The organism is Prolixibacter sp. DSM 2831 (assembly GCF_056493735.1).
Genome location: NZ_CM151379.1, coordinates 128,591 through 148,977, shown reverse-complemented (window position 1 = coordinate 148,977; position 20,387 = coordinate 128,591). Strand labels below are relative to the sequence as shown.

At 44.5% G+C, this 20,387-nt stretch carries 13 protein-coding genes and 1 pseudogene; 6 read left to right on the top strand and 8 right to left on the bottom strand.

Annotated elements, in window-relative coordinates; translation table 11 throughout:
• Positions 1 to 10: 10 nt before the first annotated feature.
• The 3 genes from AC060N_RS00585 to AC060N_RS00575 form a co-directional block, all read right to left on the bottom strand.
• On the bottom strand, positions 11 to 3,202 hold the full coding sequence (locus AC060N_RS00585; RefSeq protein ID WP_479525450.1) for a SusC/RagA family TonB-linked outer membrane protein: 3,192 nt from the start codon (positions 3,200 to 3,202) through the stop codon (positions 11 to 13).
• Positions 3,203 to 3,219: 17 nt separating this feature from the next.
• Entirely contained in the window at positions 3,220 to 4,041 is an 822-nt protein-coding gene (locus AC060N_RS00580; protein ID WP_479525449.1) for a glycoside hydrolase family 16 protein, read from the bottom strand.
• A 329-nt stretch (positions 4,042 to 4,370) separates the two neighbouring features.
• Entirely contained in the window at positions 4,371 to 8,384 is a 4,014-nt protein-coding gene (locus AC060N_RS00575; RefSeq protein ID WP_479525448.1) for a hybrid sensor histidine kinase/response regulator transcription factor, read from the bottom strand.
• 408 nt (positions 8,385 to 8,792) lie between these two features.
• Between AC060N_RS00575 and tnpA the strand changes: the two are divergent.
• Both tnpA and AC060N_RS00565 read left to right on the top strand, forming a co-directional pair.
• A pseudogene (tnpA, locus tag AC060N_RS00570) lies at positions 8,793 to 9,023 on the top strand (IS200/IS605 family transposase); the annotation flags it as partial.
• A gap of 70 nt (positions 9,024 to 9,093) precedes the next feature.
• A complete protein-coding gene (locus AC060N_RS00565; RefSeq protein ID WP_479525447.1) occupies positions 9,094 to 9,759 on the top strand; it encodes a PQLLE family protein in 666 nt (221 codons plus the stop codon).
• A gap of 65 nt (positions 9,760 to 9,824) precedes the next feature.
• Here the strand turns inward: AC060N_RS00565 and AC060N_RS00560 are convergent, their stop codons facing one another.
• Positions 9,825 to 11,489 (bottom strand): hypothetical protein, encoded by a 1,665-nt coding sequence (locus AC060N_RS00560; protein ID WP_479525446.1) that lies wholly within the window; start codon positions 11,487 to 11,489, stop codon positions 9,825 to 9,827.
• Positions 11,490 to 11,495: 6 nt separating this feature from the next.
• Positions 11,496 to 12,290: an ABC transporter ATP-binding protein gene (locus AC060N_RS00555; protein ID WP_479525445.1), complete on the bottom strand. Its 795-nt coding sequence runs from the start codon at positions 12,288 to 12,290 to the stop codon at positions 11,496 to 11,498.
• A 186-nt stretch (positions 12,291 to 12,476) separates the two neighbouring features.
• Here AC060N_RS00555 and AC060N_RS00550 point away from each other — a divergent pair, with 186 nt between their 5' ends.
• A complete protein-coding gene (locus AC060N_RS00550; protein WP_153640890.1) occupies positions 12,477 to 12,926 on the top strand; it encodes a hypothetical protein in 450 nt (149 codons plus the stop codon).
• Positions 12,927 to 12,929: 3 nt separating this feature from the next.
• Here AC060N_RS00550 and AC060N_RS00545 read toward each other — a convergent pair whose 3' ends face one another.
• Both AC060N_RS00545 and AC060N_RS00540 read right to left on the bottom strand, forming a co-directional pair.
• Complete coding sequence (locus tag AC060N_RS00545; RefSeq protein WP_479525444.1) at positions 12,930 to 13,895, bottom strand: DUF1848 domain-containing protein; 966 nt, start codon at positions 13,893 to 13,895, stop codon at positions 12,930 to 12,932.
• A 68-nt stretch (positions 13,896 to 13,963) separates the two neighbouring features.
• A complete protein-coding gene (locus tag AC060N_RS00540; protein WP_479525443.1) occupies positions 13,964 to 14,782 on the bottom strand; it encodes a glycoside hydrolase family 97 N-terminal domain-containing protein in 819 nt (272 codons plus the stop codon).
• A 117-nt stretch (positions 14,783 to 14,899) separates the two neighbouring features.
• Between AC060N_RS00540 and AC060N_RS00535 the strand changes: the two genes are divergently transcribed.
• A complete protein-coding gene (locus tag AC060N_RS00535; protein ID WP_479525442.1) occupies positions 14,900 to 15,523 on the top strand; it encodes an HAD family hydrolase in 624 nt (207 codons plus the stop codon).
• Positions 15,524 to 15,546: 23 nt separating this feature from the next.
• Here the strand turns inward: AC060N_RS00535 and ispG are convergent, their stop codons facing one another.
• The gene (gene ispG / locus AC060N_RS00530; protein WP_479525441.1) at positions 15,547 to 17,388 is read right to left on the bottom strand and encodes a (E)-4-hydroxy-3-methylbut-2-enyl-diphosphate synthase; all 1,842 of its coding nucleotides are present in this window, start codon (positions 17,386 to 17,388) and stop codon (positions 15,547 to 15,549) included.
• Positions 17,389 to 17,684: 296 nt separating this feature from the next.
• Between ispG and gldA the strand changes: the two genes are divergently transcribed.
• Both gldA and metK read left to right on the top strand, forming a co-directional pair.
• Positions 17,685 to 18,596 carry a gliding motility-associated ABC transporter ATP-binding subunit GldA gene (gldA, locus tag AC060N_RS00525; RefSeq protein ID WP_479525440.1) on the top strand — a complete coding sequence of 304 codons (912 nt, stop codon included), beginning with the start codon at positions 17,685 to 17,687 and terminating at the stop codon, positions 18,594 to 18,596.
• A 227-nt stretch (positions 18,597 to 18,823) separates the two neighbouring features.
• A complete protein-coding gene (metK, locus tag AC060N_RS00520; RefSeq protein ID WP_479525439.1) occupies positions 18,824 to 20,083 on the top strand; it encodes a methionine adenosyltransferase in 1,260 nt (419 codons plus the stop codon).
• The last annotated feature ends 304 nt before the right edge of the window (positions 20,084 to 20,387 follow it).

Below are 20,387 nucleotides of genomic sequence, written 5' to 3'. Positions count from 1 at the left end.
TGAAATTCATTTAGAATTTAACATTTACATTGAACCCGTAGTTTCTGCGCGATGGTAATGAGCCATACTCTAAACCCATACCAGTCGTGTTGTTGTAATTGGAATCCGGATCGATGTTCGGAATATTCTTCCATATGATAAATGGGTTGCGTGCAACAAATGAGAGATTGAGACCTTTTACAACATTTCTTAAAAAGGATTTTGGAACACTGTAACTCAGCGTTAATTCGCGTAATTTCACATACGAGTTGTCAAATACAAACATTGACGGCGCATTGCGGCTTACACTCATCCAATAATCCTCGGGGTTGATGTAAATGTCATTGGGACGATAAGTACCGTCACCATTGTCAATTACGCCGGGAGCGATAAACCCTCCGGTGGGAGTCCAGTTGGAAGAGCCTTTGGCGATGCCGGCAGCTTGACGTTGTTCTTCGGATCGGTACCATCCCTCACGTCCGGCAAGTGTTTCTTTGCTCTTGCCCGATTCATAAGCAGCACGGGCAGACATGGAGTAGAGGTCAGCTCCCACTTTCACATCAAAGACGGCAGAAAGTGACAGTCTTTTGTAAGTAAAGGTTGTAGTTGCACCTCCGGTCCAGTCCCAGGATGCATTTCCCAGCACATGATTGCTCTTGTCATATTGAGGCAACCCAGTTTGCGGGTCGATGAGTATATCTCCATCTTCATTGTATTCAAAGTCAGGTCCTACTATCGAACCAAAATTCTCGCCGACCTTGGCTGCCACCTGAACATCGAGCCAGGGAGCTTTTTCCAATTCAAACATATCCATATTGTCGACGAGCCTTTTTACTTTGTTGCTATTCTTCGAGAAGTTCAGATTTAAATCCCAGGAAAAGTCTTTGATTTCAATGGGGCGTGTATTGAGAGCTATTTCTATACCTTTATTCTCAATTTCGCCGGCATTGATCAGTCGGTAGTTGTAACCTGATGTCCAGGAATTGGCCATGCCCATAATCTGGTTTTTGCTGATCTGTGTATAGTAGGTAAAATCAACGCCAACCCGATTATTTAAAAACTTTGTATCCAGACCTATCTCAAAAGAGTTTGTTTTTGTCGGTTTTAAGTCCTTGTTGGGAATCGTGTTATTGTTGATATAGCCGATGGTGTAGCCTGGATAAGTAAATTTAGACTTGGTGTATACCAGCCCTAACTGGTAGGGGTCAGTATCGCTACCTACCTGGGCCCATGACATGCGTAGCTTTCCGTAAGGCATGATTTTCTTTAACTGAGCCAGTTCTGAGAACACGAAGCTGCCTGAAAAAGAGGGATAGACATAGATGTTGTTGCCGGTAGGAAGGGTCGATGACTGGTCGCCGCGCAGCGTAGCATCAAAATAGAGCATGTGTTTCCAACCCAGATTGACAGCACCATAGACCGAGTTGATTTGCTTGCGGTAACTACCTGGTTCTACGCTGATTTCATTAAAGCTCATCAATGCCACTACGTCGCGAATTTGCATATCCTGAGCAGTGGTGACAATGGTTTTGTTATCCACTTTGTACAGGTTCCCTCCGAGGGTAGCACTAAGATCGAAATTTTCCCAGCTTTTGTTGTAAAGGGCGAGTAGCTCAAAATTATACATCCGGTTTTGAAATGAACTGTTTTGAAGGCGTCCTGCTTCAAAACCGGGCGTGGTGGGGGCTTTATAGTCTTCGAAAGTAAACCAGTTGAGCTCGGCGCCCGCAGTTCCCTGCAACTTCAGATGCTTATTGATATTCCAGGCAGCCTTTCCATTGAAGCGGAATTGATCTTTCTTCGAGTCGTTGCTATTTTTATAGACATCCCAATAGGGATTCACATTGTAGGGATCCATACCATTCCAATTGGCGTACTCGCCATTTTCATCTTGGTAGGTTTTTAGCCATCGTTGGTCGTAGGTGGTGGCCAGTGTCATCAGGTTTTTGCCAATGTTCGACTTGCTGTCGCCCAGGGCAGGGCGATTTTTTACGGCCTCACGCGTATAGTTAACCCCGAAATCAAAATCCACCTTGTTCAGCGAAGTATTGGCACGCAGGTTAAAGATGTTACGGCTCATGTGGGTTTTCGGAACAATGTCCTTGTTGCGCATGTCGGTATAAGTGAAGCGCACACCGGTATTACCACTGTTCGAACTGATGATGGCAGTATTACTGGCAGTAAAACCTGTACGGAAAAAGCCCGAGGTATTGTCGGGTATGATGAGGTAAGGCCGCTCTACGCCGTCAAAGTATTTCAGAGAGTTGCTTCCGTCAGCTTTCGCACCCCAACTTTTATTCGTATTGGATACTGCATCGATACTATAGGTTCCGTTGCTGCCCATACCATAGACCTGTTGTATGTCGTTCCATTTGGCAAGTTGCGTATCAAAAGTCATCGTTCCGTTGTATTCCACATCGAAACTGTTCTTGCCTTCGGCTTTCTTGGTGGTGATCAGGATGACACCATGGCTGGCACGGCTGCCGTAAAGAGCAGATGCAGCAGGGCCTTTAAGTACAGATATGTTTTCGATATCATCGGGGTTGATGCCTGAAATACCATCGCCAAGGTCGAAACCACCGGATGTACCGGCACTGCCGTAATTGGTATTGTCGAGAGGAACACCATCGATCACATACAGAGGCTGATTATTCCCGGTCATTTCGGTGCTGCCGCGCAGGAGAACACGGGTGGATCCGGATGGACCGCCTGCGGTTTGACTAACGATCAGCCCGGGTACGCGACCTGCCATTGAATTAATGACGTTGGTTTCCTTGGCCTTTGTAAAAGCGTCGCCATTTACTTCGGCTACGTTATAGCCCAGCGCTTTGCGTTCTCTTTTGATCCCCAGAGCAGTAACAACCACATCATCAACCATTTTGCTGTCTTCTTCTAAAACAATATCCAGCGGAGCCTGACCGACCGCTACTTCCTGAGTTTTATAACCGATATAGCTAATGATAAGAGTGGCTCCTGGACGGACACTTAGGGTAAACTTACCTTCTTCATTGGTTATGATCCCGTTGCTGAGATTTCCTTTCTCAACAACAGTTGCTCCAGGGATAGTGCCATGAACATCCCTCACCACTCCTGTAACTTTGAGTTCTTGTTGTTCTGTAGCGGAATCATTTAATCCTGCTGCTTTCATTTGGAATGCGCTTCCGAACAGGCAGGCAGCTAATAGTCCGCAAAACAAAATGTATTTGTAAGCTTTTATTTTCATAGGATTTATAGTTAAGATTAATTGATTTTTACCCAGTCGATATACATGTTCACCTTTTCCCCGTCTTTTAAAGCCGTAATTTCGTTTATGTCGGAGATGCCGGTAAAAGAACCACCTACGGCAAGATTAAATAAGATGAAGAAGTTGTCGTGGAAATACGCAGAACGTCCGCTGGTTTGGCTAATGTCGAACGAATGAAATTTTATATTATCAACCGATACTGTCAGACGATCTTCGTTCCAGTCTAAGGTATAGACATGGTATTGACCGTCCTGTAAACTATGGGAGAAGTTGGCAGCCTGGTATTCTTGCTGATGTCCGGAGCCGGCATCGGTCCCGTAGTGGATCGCTGTGTTCAGAAATGTTTCGGTTGTGGCTTCAGTAATTCCGTTACGTTCGCCCATCTCCATAATATCTATTTCTCCGCATTGCGGCCAGGGCTTTCCGTTGTCTCCCATCATCCAGAAAGCCGGCCAAAGGCCGTTCGCGGTTTTGGGAAGCTTAATACTTGCCTCTATCTTTTTGAATTTGAAGTTCTTTTTTCCTTTAGAATTTACACGTCCGGAGTAGATTTTATTGCCTTTGCGTTCGGCTGTTAAAATCAGCACTGATTTACCTTCATCGGTACCCACCGAAACATGCTCTGCATCGTATGCCTGCAGTTCCTGGTTTACCCATCCGGCTTCATGCACTTCTTTGGTCCAGATATTTTCATCAAAAGATTCAAAATCGTCTTTGAAAAAGAAATTCCCATGTTCTCCTGTATCCACAACATCGTTTGATGAACAGGATTGTTGCATCAAACACACCAAGAGCAGTAACACTGCTGTTTTTTTCATATTACAACTGTTTAGATTAAAATTGTTTCTTTGGCTGTTTTGAGTTAGGCTGGAATTAAACATCTCCCGGAGGCGCTTTCGGAAGATCGTTTTTCCTTTTGTTCAAAATAGCAACGTGAAAATGGGAATAGCAGGTAAAAACGATGGGCTGATAGCTGACAAATAAGGTTTGATTCCAGACAATTTTTCGATCACGCCCCGGGCAGGGCGCTTTCAGTCGTTTTTTGCCTGTAGGTGGAGCTGTAAAATCGAACTTTTTGTGAATTGAGAAGCAGCAATAACGTTACGTTGTCATCAATTTGACAGAAAAGGGTCCGGTCCTGAATTCGCTATGACGCTGAATCTGATTGATTGTATTTGCTGGGTTGTATGCCAAATTGTTTCTTGAACAACGAACTAAAGTATTTTGTATTTACAAATCCGGTATCTGCGGCAACTTCCGTCACATTTCTACCTTCTTTTAATAGTTCGGCTGCTTTCTGAAGCCGGATAATGCGTATAAACTCTTGTGGTCCTTTCCCGGTCAGCGATTTTAGGCGGCTGTAAAAAAGGGTCCGGCTCATGGCCATTTCCTGGCAAAGTGTATTGATATTGAAATCAATGTTGCTCATGTTCGCGATGACAAGTTGAGTCGCTCGTATGATAAACTGACGATCACTTTCCGATAGCATATCCGAAACCGCTTCATTCGTCTTATTATCATCGGTTTTTACTGTTATATCCTGGCTTTCGCTATTATTCAGGCGTTCTCTATCTGCTTCAACTTGTAAAAGAGCTTGCCGCATGAAAAAATCCCGTTGCCTGTTTCTGTTGACAATTATGCTCTGTATTTTCAGCTTTAGAATCTCAGTGCTGAAAGGTTTGGGAATATAATCGTCTGCACCTTTCTTTAATCCTTCAACAGTGGCATCATGATTAACTTTTGCGGTAAGCAGGATAAAGGGTATACCCGAAGTGTCCGGATTTTCTTTGACCAGCCGGCAAAGCTCATCCCCTTGTATGCCCGGCATCATGACGTCGGATAGGATCAAATCAGGGTATTCGTTTGCGAGGTATGCGAGAGCCTCTTGCCCGTCGGAAACGTCAACCACCCGATAGTCGTTCTCGAAAGTTTTACGAAGGTAATAGCGGAGGGCTTCGTGATCTTCTACAATGAGCAGTGTATTTTTTCCTGTTTGCCGGCTTATGCGACGTGTCTTGCTTACTTTTTGTTCTGCGCCATCTGTCGTTTTCGGGAACATGAGTTCTCTTGGGGTAACAGCTTGCATAGAAACGGACTTGGGAGCGACATACGTTCTTGGAAGCGTAACTGTAAAGGTGCTGCCTTTGTTTTCTTCGGATTGAAAAGTGATCTTTCCGCGTAGTATTTTTATTATCCGGCGTGCCTGTAAGAGTCCAAAGCCTGTTCCGCCTTCATTCGATTTTTGCGTATTGTCGGCTCTGTAAACATCCGTAAACAAGTGTTTCTTTGCCTTTTTGGGAATTCCAATGCCACTGTCTTTAATTTCTATAATGGCTTTTCGTTTTGTGTAATTTAAACTTATGCGGACATCACCCTGCGGCATCGTATACTTAATGGCATTGGAAACGAGATTGTCCAGCAGTATCTCTACAATATGCAAATCTGCCATAATGTAAACGTCTTCATCAGGCAACGAAAGGCTTAAATGCAATTGTTTCTTGTCGCACAACGGCTGAAAACCGGCAATCTCTTCGGCAAGTATGTCGTTCAGGTTTAACGAAGTTAGCACAGGCTGTTGCTTGTGGCTATCTACTTTTTCAAATTCGAGCAATTGGGTGATGAGTGTATAGAGTTTGTTCGTGTTGCTGTGCGCCAATTTCAGAAGATAAAGGGCTTTATCCGAGAGCCCCTTCTCCTTAAAAAGGTCGTCTAAAGGCGCCATAACCAATGTTACAGGAGTTCTGATATCATGTGCAGTATCAATAAAGAACCTTATTTTGTCTTCATCGTACTTTTTTTGAAGCTGATTGCTCTTGTAACGCCAGATAAAGGAAACAACAATGCCTGCGACGCCAATGTAAATTATCCATGCCCACCACGAATTCCACCAGGGTTGATCGATTTTTACAGCAAGTGTTCGTTCGGATATAATCTTCCCATTATTCCGTCGTAAGCTGCGTACTTTGAGGAGATAAGAGCCAGGAGAAACATTGGTGTACCTCACCACTCCATTGGACGATAAGCTACTCCATGATTTCTCGTATCCTTCCAAAATATACTGGTAGGCGATATCACGCTGAAAGCGGTAATTGATCGACTCAAAGGCAACTGAGAATGAGTTGTGTTTGTAGTCAAGTTCAACCATGCCTTTAGCCAGCATGTCATAGATTGCAGGACGTAAACGTTTCTCTTCATCAGCGGGCAAATAGTCTATTGTCAAGCCGGTAAATCTCAATTGGGCCTGATAGTTTGTCATAGTTATCGCGTCAGGCGTGACCAAGACAACGCCATTTGTGCTCCCATAGGCAAATTTCCCGTCTGTCAGCCGGGCAAAAGACGATTTGTTATATTCTTTATCTATGTCACCCAAATAATTGAGGTTCGATACCTGGAAGTTTTCAATTAGCGCAAGTCCTTTTCCCGTACTTACCCACAGACGTCCTCTGACATCTCTTTGCAAGCTGTATACGTCGTTAGACGGAAGTCCGTCCTGCATGGTGAATATCCTTGACTTTCGGGTTCGCATATCATACAGGTTTAGCCCACCTCCTTCTGTCCCCAGCCATACAGTACTATCGGCATTAAAAAGCATGGATATGATATAGGCACTGACATTCTGTTCGTGATATTCCTGTGAGGTAGCATAGCGTTGTATATCTCCGGTACGTTTATTCACCAGACAGAACCCATTCACCGTGGCAGCGGCCATTTGGTCATTATTTACCTCCTCTATGGAATGAATCCACTTAATATCGTATGTTCGTTCAGGGCGTCCCTGTTTATCCATCATCAGCAGTTGTCCATCCAGGCCACCCACCCATAAGTTCCCGTCTGTATCTTGTTTGAGCGAAAAAACATAGTTTGTTGTAAGCCCTCCATGCTGTTTGGTAAGATGACGGACGACCTGTTTCCGGCTGTTCAAAAGGTAGATGCCGTCTCCGTAAGTTCCTGCCCACACTGAACCATTTTCCCCTTTACATAAGGCAACTACTACGACACCCTTTAGCTCGTGACTCCACACATGCGAAGATTTATTGCGGATGCTTATTCCGAAGTCAGTGGCAAACCATAGGTTTCCATTGGAATCCTCTTCGATATCATTGATATTGTTATTTGCCAATGATTGTGGATTTCCCCTTTGATGCGTTAATATCGTAATCGGGTATTTCAACAGAATAGCAACGGATACGCCCCCGGTATAACTTCCTATCCAGATGTTTCCCTGGTGGTCTTTGGTGACGGCATAAATCCCGTTACCCGGTAAAAAGATGTCGGTACTATCTTCTGTACTCATCAGCAAATGGTACTTCTTCGAGTCCCGGTCGACTGCATACACACCTCCGCCATCTATTCCTACCAACAAGGTATGCGTATCATAGCTCGTAATAGCTCTTATCGGGTATAGAAAACCAGAGCTCTGTTCTTTCAAAGGGAGCATGGCCGAAGTTTTCAAATCCATCACCCACAAACCATTATTGAAAGAGCCGATCCAGAGTTCATTGCTGGTTACGTTGTGGAAGAGCGTCTGTGCATCCTTTCCTTTTACCAGCCAATGAGGCTTGTCTAACTGCGCGTACGAAAGTTGTAACACCCCGGCGGATGTACCAACAAAAAGCGATTCACCTGTAGATATAATGTCATTTACATATTGTCCGCTTATGACCGGAGTGATTGGTTTGTCAGCTTCTTTCTTATATAACCCTTTGCTAAGTCCCAACCATAATGTTCCGTTCTGATCCAGGCATAACTTGTTTAAAATGATTTCTCCGTTGATAAATTCGGCCAAATACATGTATTGTTCGAAACTGTCATCCTCGATCGAATAACGATAGATTCTACCGGTATTGTCGTATGCCCACAGTCCGTAATGTTTGTCGTACAGCAAACGAAGTGTACGCCCCCCCATATCGCCGTAGTAAAAGTTGCCTGATAATGTATAGCTTTTAATGGTATTTCCGTTATAGCGATCTATTCCTGTTTTTGTGGCAATCCACATTGCGCTGTTCTGATCTTCAACAATTGAAAATACGCGTTGACTGCTGAGCCCCTCCGAATAGCCGATATGCCTGATGTCGAATATGTTGTTGGTCAATTCAGCCTTGACAACAATGACTACAGTCGACAATATAATAGTAATGATATATCTCAACAGTATTCTCATAACGCAAACTCCACAAATGCATGATAATAGGCCTAAGAAATTTCGATGTTCTTCATATAGTACAGATGCCTAAACCATACATGCTAAATCATCTTGCAAAAATAATTAATTCACATTATAACATACTGTTATGTAGTAGTTCTTTTAGTTATAAAAAAAGAAAGTACTCCTATATTCGAGACTAAAACAGATTACAGTGGTTTTTTAAGGATTTATTCAATCATTTAAAAAGAAATATTGAATCTGATATTGTCGGATTCGAGAGACATTTAATAATTAGTTGAAGAAAAGGTCTTCTTTTGGTACAAAATCAGATTTTAGATTCTGAGAATGTGAATATATTTCGAAAGGGGATAAGAACCTGGTTCGATTGATAATAGTTTAAAAGATATTTGCCTTTAGATTTCGTTCATAGAGATAAGTACAGACAGCAACCATGTTCATTTTTTGATTCAGAGTGTACCGTTTAATAGTCCAACAAGGATAATCCAAACGGCAAAAAGTATCACAGCTAAACAAATTTTTAAACTACACCCAGAAGTAAAGGAAAAACTTTGGGGTGGTGAGTTTTGGACAAAGAGTTTTTACGTTAATACGGTAGCTCACTATATCGATGAAGATACAATTCAAAAAATACTCCTCAAATGCAGCAAACTTGCCATTGGATGTTGAATTTTGTATATTCTCTGGATTCAACAGGGGGGAAATTATGATTTACAAACAAATTGACATTCGTTACGAAGCCATTCTGGATGGATACCGGAAAATTATCAAAAATGCCAATGAAGTCACGTGCATCCGTAACCGTCTTGCGCCATTTGGGTACGATGAGGCTCATTTGCAAAAGGGACTGGCTCTTTGTGAAGAGGTGGATGAATTGCTGAAACAGCAACGAAGTGAGTCGGAGAAAAAAGACAAGATGATCCGGACCTATCTGGAATTGAAAGAAATTGCCGACCTCCATTTTCGGCGGGTCCGCAAAATCGCACAGTACGTTTTCCGTCGGGACCTGGCCAACTGGCAGGCACTGCGTCTGGGACTAATGGTTCCGGAACGAATTGACCGATGGCAAAACTTTGTGACACTATTCTACGAGGCCCTGCTCGAACATCCGATGTGGCGAAAACCGCTCGAACCATTTGGTTACACACACAAAGTAATTAACCAACTTTATCAACAACTAAACGAACTGAAAAACCTTCAGGCAGCTATGCTGACCGAAGATGGTGTTTTTCCGAAGTCGCTGTTGCGGCTAAATGCCAAGCTTGAGAAGCTGAAGAACTGGTGCAACGACTTATCAGAACTGGTTCCGTTGCTTTGTGAAGAAGACGATAATCGCTATATCGAAAACATTATTCGATTGGAGGAGGCCTAATGCTGATTTAACAAAAAAGAAAAGCGTTGAAACGGTTACAATACTGGTTTCAACGCTTTTCTTTCTTAATACCGGGTATTTTTATCAATCTCTTTCCAGGTAATCCTGTTGTACACCCACCTGTAATCGACATACCAAATCAAAGTCAAATACAAGGGGATAAGTAGCAAGCTGACATGAAACGGCATACTTAACAATCCCCAATGCAGTAACGCAATAAATACTACAATTAGCATTGAAAGCATTACCCGTATCCCGTTGGAACCGCCCTGGACAGCCGATTTTTCCATCGAGAATGGAAACCTGGGCGTCTGGTAATAATAGATAATGATGGTCATTAAGTAATTGGCGAGAAGCGCAATCACAATATCATCGATTTTTGACGGCCCCCAAAAGAAGAGAACCACAGCAGACACAATAAAGTACACCGGAAGCAGGAAACGAATAAATCCCGCTTTGATGATGCCTCTAAACAACTCGGCCGGCGAACCCATCGGGCTCGAACGAAATATCCAACCACTCATCTTCTGCTCGCCAACCAACACAGCATTAGCCAATGTCGCCGATATCAGTATCGGAAAGTACAACAAAACGAGATACATTTGACTCGTCCCCAGCGAACTCATATGTTTCCCCTGAAACATCAGCGGAAGCAGCACCAGAATATAACCAATGGAAGGCAACAACATCAGCTTGAACTGCCGTTCCCGGCCAATCATTTTCCACATCACCGTAAACGAAGCTCGCTCTTCCGCTTTGCGCGTGAAGATTTTTGCTGCCGTGCGGCTCCATTTTCCACTAACCTTGCTGGTTTTCCGAACCGGAGCACTGCGATCGCCTTGCTCCAAATCCGCCAGTTTTTTATTGAACAGAGGTGTCAGGTACTTACTGGTGATGATAGCAGCAGCCAGCGGCATGACAATGGTCAACGCCACAAAAATAAGGTGGTTCAAATCCCAGTTAAAGGTTGCAATCGCATCGATAGTGCCGGCAAACCACGATTGTGGTAAGAGGAAAGTGTACCAATGTATCGTTAAAAACATGTTGAAAACGTCGGTATTATCGATGAGACGAATTCCGTACTGGTAAAATGCCATAAAGAAAATGGCGATGGCAACCTGAAAATACATCATCAGGTTTTTGAGTTTCTCGCCGGATGCCAGCTTCATAATACCCAGATACATAATATTCGTCAGGAATAAAGTAAAGGCAGCATTCAGCGCCAGCGAACCGATATAAACCACCAGCGTGATGATACCAAATCGGAACGCTCCCATAATCATCGGAACCAGCGACAAGCTAAAGCCCAGCAGAAAAAGATAGACAAAGATGTGTGCATTCCGGGCCAGATTGACGGTTTGCCCATTAACCGGAAGTGAATGGATCAAACTATTATCGGAAGTGGCGAACAGAATAGCATAGAACTCCGAGATAATCAACATCGCTGTAAAAATCATCACCATGGAGTGAATGACGAAATAAAACACAAATGCCGACTGAATCACTTGAAGCATACCGGTAAGAATTGCGCCAAATAACGCATACAGCCCGCTTTGCATCAGCAACATATTCCGTGCTTCTCCGCCCCGTTTGGATGAAAAGGCCGTATTTCGGCGGTTATCCATCAATAGCTTGAGCTTTAATATGGTGATGAATTGCCCGTAATCAACGCCGGTCCATTCAATCAGTCTGCGGAAGGGCCAAAAGAGGGAAACAATAAATTTAACCATAGCCAACTACTTTTCTACAGAATGAATGAATTCCTCTGCCCGGTCGGAAAGGCCGGTAGAACCGGTCAGTCGCGTAAACAGTTTCTCCAGCGATTCGTCGTTTGCCTGAGCTTTCAACTCATCGAATGTGCCATCCGCAATCACGTTCCCTTTATCGATTAACACGATGCGATCGGAAATTTTCTCTACTACGTCCATCAGGTGTGAACTGTAGAAAATAGTTTTGCCATCGCGTGCCAGCTGCGTCAGTACCTCCTTCACCATGATGACTGAATTGGCATCCAGGCCGGAGAGCGGTTCATCCAGGAAGATGATTTCCGGGTTGTGAATCATTCCCGAAATAATCAGCACCTTCTGCCGCATGCCCTTGGAAAACGTGGAAATGCGCTGGTTGGCATTTTTTTGCATCTCAAAAATGCGCAACAGGTTCAACGCTCTTTCAGTTACCCGGCCCGGTTCTATTCCACGCATTTCGCCCAGGAACGAAAGGAATTCCATCGGTGTAAGCGAATCGTAAAGCGACGCATTTTCGGGAATATAACCGATCCGCTTTTTTATCTCCATCGCATCGGTGCGCACGTTCATTCCCATCATCCGGATATCGCCTTCAAAGTCGTCAATCAAGCCGCATAATATCTTCACGGTAGTCGATTTGCCAGCTCCATTCGGACCTATGTAACCAATGATGTTTCCGTTTTTTATATCAAGGTTGATTCCTTTGAGCACCTCATTCTCCGAGCTCCCACTCCAAAAGCTTTTGTAGAGTTCACGGATTTCGATAACATTATGTTGAGACTCCATAGATGTAGGTGAGTTTAGATAATCGAATCTAAAGTTAGAATTTTGTTGCAGATAAAATCAGGGAGAAATGGAAAACTTAGCCCATCTCAACCCATTCAAAGTAACATAAATTAGTCTGGTATTATTTTTTCCTGAAAACGCTGACTTTTCCCAATCCCTTTTAACTTTGTAGCAAACCATACGAATATGAAGAGCAAGCTGAATATACCGGTTATTCTACTAACCACCTTTACGTTGCTAATGGTATCGTGTAAAAAACAGAATACCCCGGAATATTTTGCGCAAACAGAAGTCAACTTTTCGTACACCGAACCCGATAGCGTCACCGACTCTATTCATCCCGTTACCGTAAACATCGACTGCCAAGCAGTCAACGCTCCGGAATACAGAGGTTCACTGGAACCTTACGCTAAAGATGCTTACTGGAAATTATCGATGGATCAATCGGGGAAAATTCTGAAAAGCTACAACTTTGCCATTATCGACGGGCTTTCAGCCCAGTACCATCAACTGGTCAACGTCACGCGCGGCGATACGGTTGTTTTTGCCCTTTCGGGAAAATTCCAGGTAAAAGTATCGGCTGACGAGACGAAAGTTTACCTGATTGATAAAGTCGATTCGCTGATTGTTCCCTGATAATTATCGGCCAATGGGATGAGTTTTTCCCGGTACCCGGTTGGCGTAGCAATATGTGCATCCCAACGGACAAGTATCATATTCTCCGATATCCTTTGAGGCAATGCAGCCACAATCATTACGCTGTGATTTATCTTTGATTTTCAGATAACGACTATTGTCCTTACCGGGAAATAGCGTTTCCTGCCCGCCAATAAAATTCATCAGATCCGGATCTCCAGAAAATAGTTCACGGATTAAATCGTCATCGATGCATTTGTTTGGCTGAATACCATACCCCCTCAGGTCGATTGCCTCGCAACAAGAACGCAATTCCAGATGGTATTTCTTCCCGATTATCTCCAGCATTTGTGCCGCTTCGTTCATTAACTCCGGTGTAAATTCGCAGTAATCGATGCTGGCATTGCGCAAATTCCTCTCCACTTTCCGGTAAACCGAAATATCGGCAAAGCTAAACACCAGTTTTCGGGTATAACCACTCAACTGACTGGCCAACGATTCCACTCTTTGCATCAACTTCTCCAACGATAATTCCCGGGTAATCAACAATGGATCGAACCGCCAGATTACTTTTTCCGGACCAATTCTCTGAGACAATCTCTGAAAAGTTTCCACTCGTTTCGCCAACGAAGGCATGAAAGGCTCAAGCCCCTCCGACTCGTAATTATTCAGTGTAAACTGGAAATAGTAATTGAGATGAAGCTCGTCGAGCAACGGAAGAACCGAAAAAAACGGAGCCGGATTTTTACTCCAAAATACAAACAGACGTGCTTTGTCGAAGGAGACATAACTGACTTTCTGATTGTAGGGATTTTTCCAACTCACATAACCTTCCTTCAGCCGTTTCCTGAACCAGACACTGTAATTGGCAGGTATATCGGTGCGACGACTGGCCGAAATAATAAGCGGCGTCGTAGCTTCCTCCATCCGTCCTTCGGGGAGCTGTATCGTAGATTTATCCCAAATCATATGCTTGCCTTTTCAGTCTAATCTCTCACAGCATACGACCGGAACTCCAAATAAGTTAACAGCCCCGGTTATTTCAGTGAGGAAGGGATTTCGGTGTTCATAATCGTTTCTTTCGAATCGGCGATAGTTATTTCCCGCCAAGGGAAAGGAAACGGGAAAAAGTTGATAACGGTCCCGGTTTCACTGATGACATCGAGCGTAAAATCTCCCGTCTTTCGTAGTGACGCAGTCGGAACTTTTTCGATATCGCTGATCCGAACCCAGGCATTACGCGAACTGAACCACACCGGAAAATCGATATGCGTATCAGGTTGAATGGGATTATCGCCCAATTGGCCACTATAGAAATTATTCTGTCTTCCTTTCGGAAGAATGAATTCCGTCAATTCTCCCTTGATATCAATATTCTCCGATAAACCGGAAAGCACCTCGTAACGAAACGCCATCACGTTATTCCCGTACAACCGCACCAGCAACTTCATGCGCCTATCCGGAACCTCTTTACTTCGCAGGTAAATGGCCAATTCATTATAATTATGCGCATCGGCTGCTTCGCCGGCTTGCTGCTCGCGGTACGAACGACCAATCACCTTTTCAACCTCCGGCTGAGACAAAAAGGCCTTGTTCTCCGCATTCGTTAATCCCAGTCGCGAAGGCTCCAGGATATTCCTGCCTTTATAATTGATACTGAATAAGATTCCTTTTTGCGGGAAAGCTTCGAAAAACAATTTAATCTGACCACTTGGAGCGCGCATCTCCAATGCATTTTCTCCGTTAAAACGGTAAAAATCCTTCTTGGGTTGGTAACATCCTGAGAGCAGGAAAAGGAAAACAAAAATGGCAGAAAGGTTCGTCGCTTTTTGAAACAGGTTCCCGGTTCGTGTCATCTTTCAAAGTTTTTAAGTCAGGTTATCATGTAGACAAAGTAAATGCTTTCATGATAATATTCTAACTTTACCTGGCGCTTTTTTACAGGAAGCTCTTTTGCCATAAAACATCCCGATATGAGTACCATCAAAAATATCATCTTCGATTTAGGCGGCGTCATTCTGAATATCGCACCGGAACGAACCGTCGAAGCATTTGCCGCCCTGGGACTGGAAAATCCATTGGGCGAACGGGGATGGTTCTATCATCATGACTTGTTTTACCTGCTGGAGCAAGGGACTTCGTCGCCCGAAGAATTTAGGGACAATGTACGCCGGTTGCTCAACCAGAACATTCCCGACTCCGCTATCGATGATGCCTGGTGTGCCATGATTCTCGATATTCCGGCCGACCGGGTTGAGTATCTGCAAAGTCTACGGGGTCAATTCCGGATCTTCCTTCTGAGCAACACCAACGAAATTCATCGTCAACAGTATTTCAAGGATTTTGAGTCAGCATATGGCTTTGTGTTTTCAGAATTATTTGAGCAAGATTATTACTCACATCAAATGGGGATAAGAAAACCCGATCCGGATATTTTCAAGCAAGTTTTGGAAAACCATGAATTGGTACCTGAAGAGACTTTATTTATTGACGATTCTGAAGTAAATATCAAGGCAGCATCCGAGCTTGGAATTCAGGCACTACATATTGAACCGGGAACACTAATCCAGGCATTACCGGATTTCCTCGTCAAATAAAAAAGAGTTTTTGAGTAAATTTTCTACCTGGAAAGCGTAGGCTCGTACCAGTCACCATTTTCCATCATCAGCTTTTTCAGCTCATCCACAGCCTTTTCTGATGGCACATGACGTTTCACTAGCTTCTGCCCTTTGTAGAGGTTGATATGTCCCGGGCCGGAACCAACGTAGCCGTAATCCACATCGCCCATTTCGCCCGGTCCGTTAACGACACACCCCATCACACCGATTTTCAGGTGGTTGAGATGACGGAAGTGTTTTTTCACTTCGGATAAGGTACCCTGAAGTTCGAAAAGAGTTCTACCACAGCCCGGACAGGAAACAAATTCGGTGCGGGTTACCCGCATACGACTGGCTTGCAACAATCCGAACGAAAGATCCTTCAACTCGTTATAACCAATGGTTCCCTGGTTCGACAACAGAATTCCATCACCATAGCCATCAATCAGCAGTCCACCCAAATCGGTAGAAGCTTTTATCAAGAGATCTTCGTAATTATCTTCCCGGTAGGAACGATGCAGAATAACCGGATTCTTGCAGATATGCGCATCAAGTTCCATGAAGAAAGCGCGTAACTCGGCAAAGCTGTTCAGGTTATCACTTTCCATAATGATAATCGCTTTCCGCTCGTTCTTTAGCTTTTCAACAATTTCCGGATTCTCGGCTTTCAGGATGTCATATTCCGGTTTGCTGGCGCGAATAAACCGCTCCTGGTTGGTGTACATATCGTTGAAGAGATAATCTTCGAGCGAAAGTATCGGAAATGCTCGACCGGCCTTATTGAAAATGCGCTTACCGTCGAAATAATAATCCGGTTCGGTCCCGGTATTCAGCGAACGTACTTCTTCCAGGGTGTAGTTATTCAACGACGCAATAACAACGACCGATTTTTTGCCGCCAATGTCACCAACCGGGCGGTTACTTCTCCGCTCATATTCAAACGGGTTGGTTTGTGAAATCATTGGAGCGGAAATCGGCGCATGATTCTCGCGACCTTTAAAAGCATCGACCAACTTACGGGCAAATCCAATTTCGTTGGCCGGATCCTCTGTCAGGGAAACCCGGATGGTATCGCCAATTCCGTCTGCCAGCAATGCTCCGGACCCAACGGCCGATTTAATACGTCCGTCTTCGCCTTCGCCTGCTTCCGTCACACCGATATGAAACGGATATTTCATTCCTTCCAGGCGCATCCGGTAGTTCATCAACCGGACGGTATACACCATCAGACGGGTATTACTCGCTTTGATGGATATCACCACGTTATGGAAATCAACTTTCTTACAAATGCGAAGGAATTCCATCACCGATTCGACAATTCCCGCCGGCGTATCGCCATAACGGCTCATGATTCGGTCGGAAAGCGAACCGTGATTGGCTCCAATCCGAAGCGCAGTGCCACGTTCTGCACAAGCTTTCAGAAACGGAATAAAGCGCTCTTCGATGCTGGCCAATTCGTCACGATATTCATCGTCGGTATATTCTACCTTTTGGAATCGGGCTCGCGGATCGTAAAAGTTACCGGGATTGATGCGGACTTTCTTCACATATTTAATGGCCGTTTCGGCAGCTTGCGGAGAAAAATGAATATCAGCCACAAGAGGTGTCGCGGCATATCCACGCTTATCGAGTTCAGCCCGGATATTCTTAAGATTTTCAGCTTCGCGGAGTCCCTGTACTGCCATACGAACATAATCAGCACCCTCCTTGATAATCCGGATGATCTGCTCAACCGTGGCTTCCGTATCTTTTGTATCCGTATCGGTCATCGACTGTAGACGAACAGGATACTCTCCTCCAACCTTCACATCTCCCACTTGTACGGTAGCTGTTTCTTGCCGCTCGTACCGGAATAAACTCTTCACAAAATTAAAATTCTGATCCTTCATGGTTATCGTCGCTCCGGGACATTTTACTGTGAAACAGACTCATTACACAACTTCCAGTCGGCATTCAACAAGCCTGTTCGAAATTCTCGAAATTAGTTGTTTCATGGTTCACTGCCACAAAATTAGCAAAGATTTTCAGAGAGATATGAAAATTGTCATTGCATATTGCTATTTAGACCTAAAGTCAGCAAAAACAGTTAAAATTGTCGGCCACAGCCGCCGATTTCCTTGTCAAATGAAAGGAAAAGTTATTTTTGTAGAAAAGCGAGTTTATGTCGATACAGGTCGAAAACATTACAAAATTATTCGGGGAGCAGAAAGCACTGGACGATGTTACATTTTCCATCCACACGGGTGAAGTAACTGGTTTTCTGGGCCCGAACGGTGCCGGCAAATCAACCATGATGAAGATTATCACCGGACTGCTCACCCCTTCATCAGGTAACGCAGTAGTGAACGACCTACCGGTCCGGGAACACTCCATCGACATACGCCGGCAGATTGGATACCTGCCCGAGAACAATCCCCTGTATCCCGACATGTACATCCGGGAGTACCTTGAATCGGTTGCCGGAATGTACCCAATCAAAAACCGGAAAGCCCGTGTTGAAGAAATGATTGAACTTACCGGGCTGACTCCGGAATTAGGAAAGAAGATCGGTTCCCTGTCGAAAGGGTTCCGGCAGCGTGTGGGTATTGCACAAGCGCTGATTCACGATCCGGGCGTTCTCATTCTCGACGAACCAACCTCCGGACTCGACCCGGCGCAGCTAATCGAAATCCGCCGTTTGATTCAGGAAGTAAGCCGAAATAAAACTGTCATGCTGTCCACGCATATTATGCAGGAAGTGGAAGCTATTTGCAACCGGGTACTTATCATCAACAAAGGCAGGATTGTAGCCGACAAAGACCGTTCGCAATTTCATGCTCTCAGGACCGATGCCCCTCAGCTGGTCCGTATTGAAACACAAGGTGAAGTTACGGTTGAAATGCTTGCATCGATTGATGGCGTGGAACAGGTTGAAAAAACCGGTGAGTCAGAATGGCTCCTGACCGGAACGACCGCCCAAGATATCAGGCCGGCCGTATTCCGCTTTGCAGCGGAAAATGGATTCGTCTTACTCACACTGCAACGCGAAACCACCACACTCGAGAAAGTCTTCCTCGAGGTAACCGGGAATTGAGCAGAAACCGGTCGATGCCTGTAATTCAATTTTTATCCATCTTTTTGCATATTTAAATATTTTCGATGTACATTTGTGCCTCGAATGTGGATAGATTTGATTGATTGCAACCACGGAAAAAAATGCTAAAGCAATGCCTTCCCGTCTATTATCAATCAACCATTTAACGTCCCGTTCTATTTTTGTTTCATCGATGGTCGGCCTGTGCCGTCCAAAAAATTATAATTATGGGATTTCTGTTTACATCAGAATCGGTATCGGAAGGGCACCCCGATAAGGTGGCTGATCAAATATCCGATGCATTGTTAGACGCCTTGCTGGCGTACGATCCGGACTCGAAAGTGGCGATTGAAACCCTGGTAACCACAGGGCAGGTAATTATTGCCGGCGAAGTAAAGACCCAGACGTATATCGACGTTCAGAAAGAGGCACGCGACGTAATTGCCCGCATAGGTTACACCAAAGCCGAGTATCAGTTCGACAGTGATTCATGTGGTATCCTCACAGCAATTCACGAGCAATCGCCGGATATCAACCGGGGTGTTGACCGCGAAGACCGCGAGAACCAGGGAGCTGGAGACCAGGGAATGATGTTTGGCTACGCATGTAAGGAAACCGACGATTACATGCCGCTTCCGCTGGAATTATCGCATCGTTTACTGCTCGAGCTGGCAGAGATTCGCCGCGAAGGAAAAGAGATGACTTACCTTCGTCCGGATTCCAAATCGCAGGTAACGATTGAGTACAATGACAATAACGAACCGTTGCGGGTTCACACCATTGTAGTTTCTACGCAGCACGACGATTTTGACAATGATGACGAACGCATGCTGGCAAAAATCAAAGATGATGTCCGCAAGATTCTGATTCCGCGCACAGTTGCCAAGCTTCCTGAGCGCCTGAAGGAATTGTTCGACGACCAATATGTTCTGCACGTTAATCCTACCGGGAAATTCGTTATTGGAGGTCCAAACGGTGACACAGGTTTGACCGGTCGTAAAATTATTGTCGATACCTATGGAGGAAAAGGAGCACACGGTGGAGGAGCATTTTCCGGAAAAGACCCGTCGAAGGTAGACCGTTCGGCTGCTTATGCTGCACGCCACATCGCCAAAAACCTGATAGCGGCCGACGTTGCCGATGAAATATTGGTTCAGCTGGCATATGCCATTGGAGTAGCCCAACCGGTAAACATCTATGTTAACACCTATGGCCGGGCCAATGTCGACCTTTCGGATAGTGAAATTGCGGAAAAGATTAGCGAGATTTTCGACCTTCGTCCGTTTGCCATCGAAAAACGGTTGAAACTTCGTAATCCGATTTACGAGGAAACAGCAGCCTATGGACACATGGGACGGACCCCGAGAACGGTCGTCAAGAATTTTGAATCGCCGTATTCAGGTAAGCTGGAACGCGAAGTAGAACTCTTTACCTGGGAAAAACTCGACTATGTCGATAAAATAAAAGAGCATTTTAAGCTCAAATAAATCTCATTTCTTACATAATTAAGAAAAGATCGCTCATTTTAGGGCGGTCTTTTTTGTTTGAGCGAACACCATCGATTATCGGAAATGATGTGGCAAACCCAGCTATTATCTATCTGAAAATTTGCCCCTTAATAACTCAACTGATGAAGTCACATCACCCAATACACAATTCAGCATTTATCTTTTGGACAATGAATTTTACTTTTTGTGAATCCGAATTGACTATTTGTTTCGCAAAAATACCAGACTTAGCATATTTTCGAACCGAAACCAAAACCCAAGTTCGCCTTTGTACACGCATTCA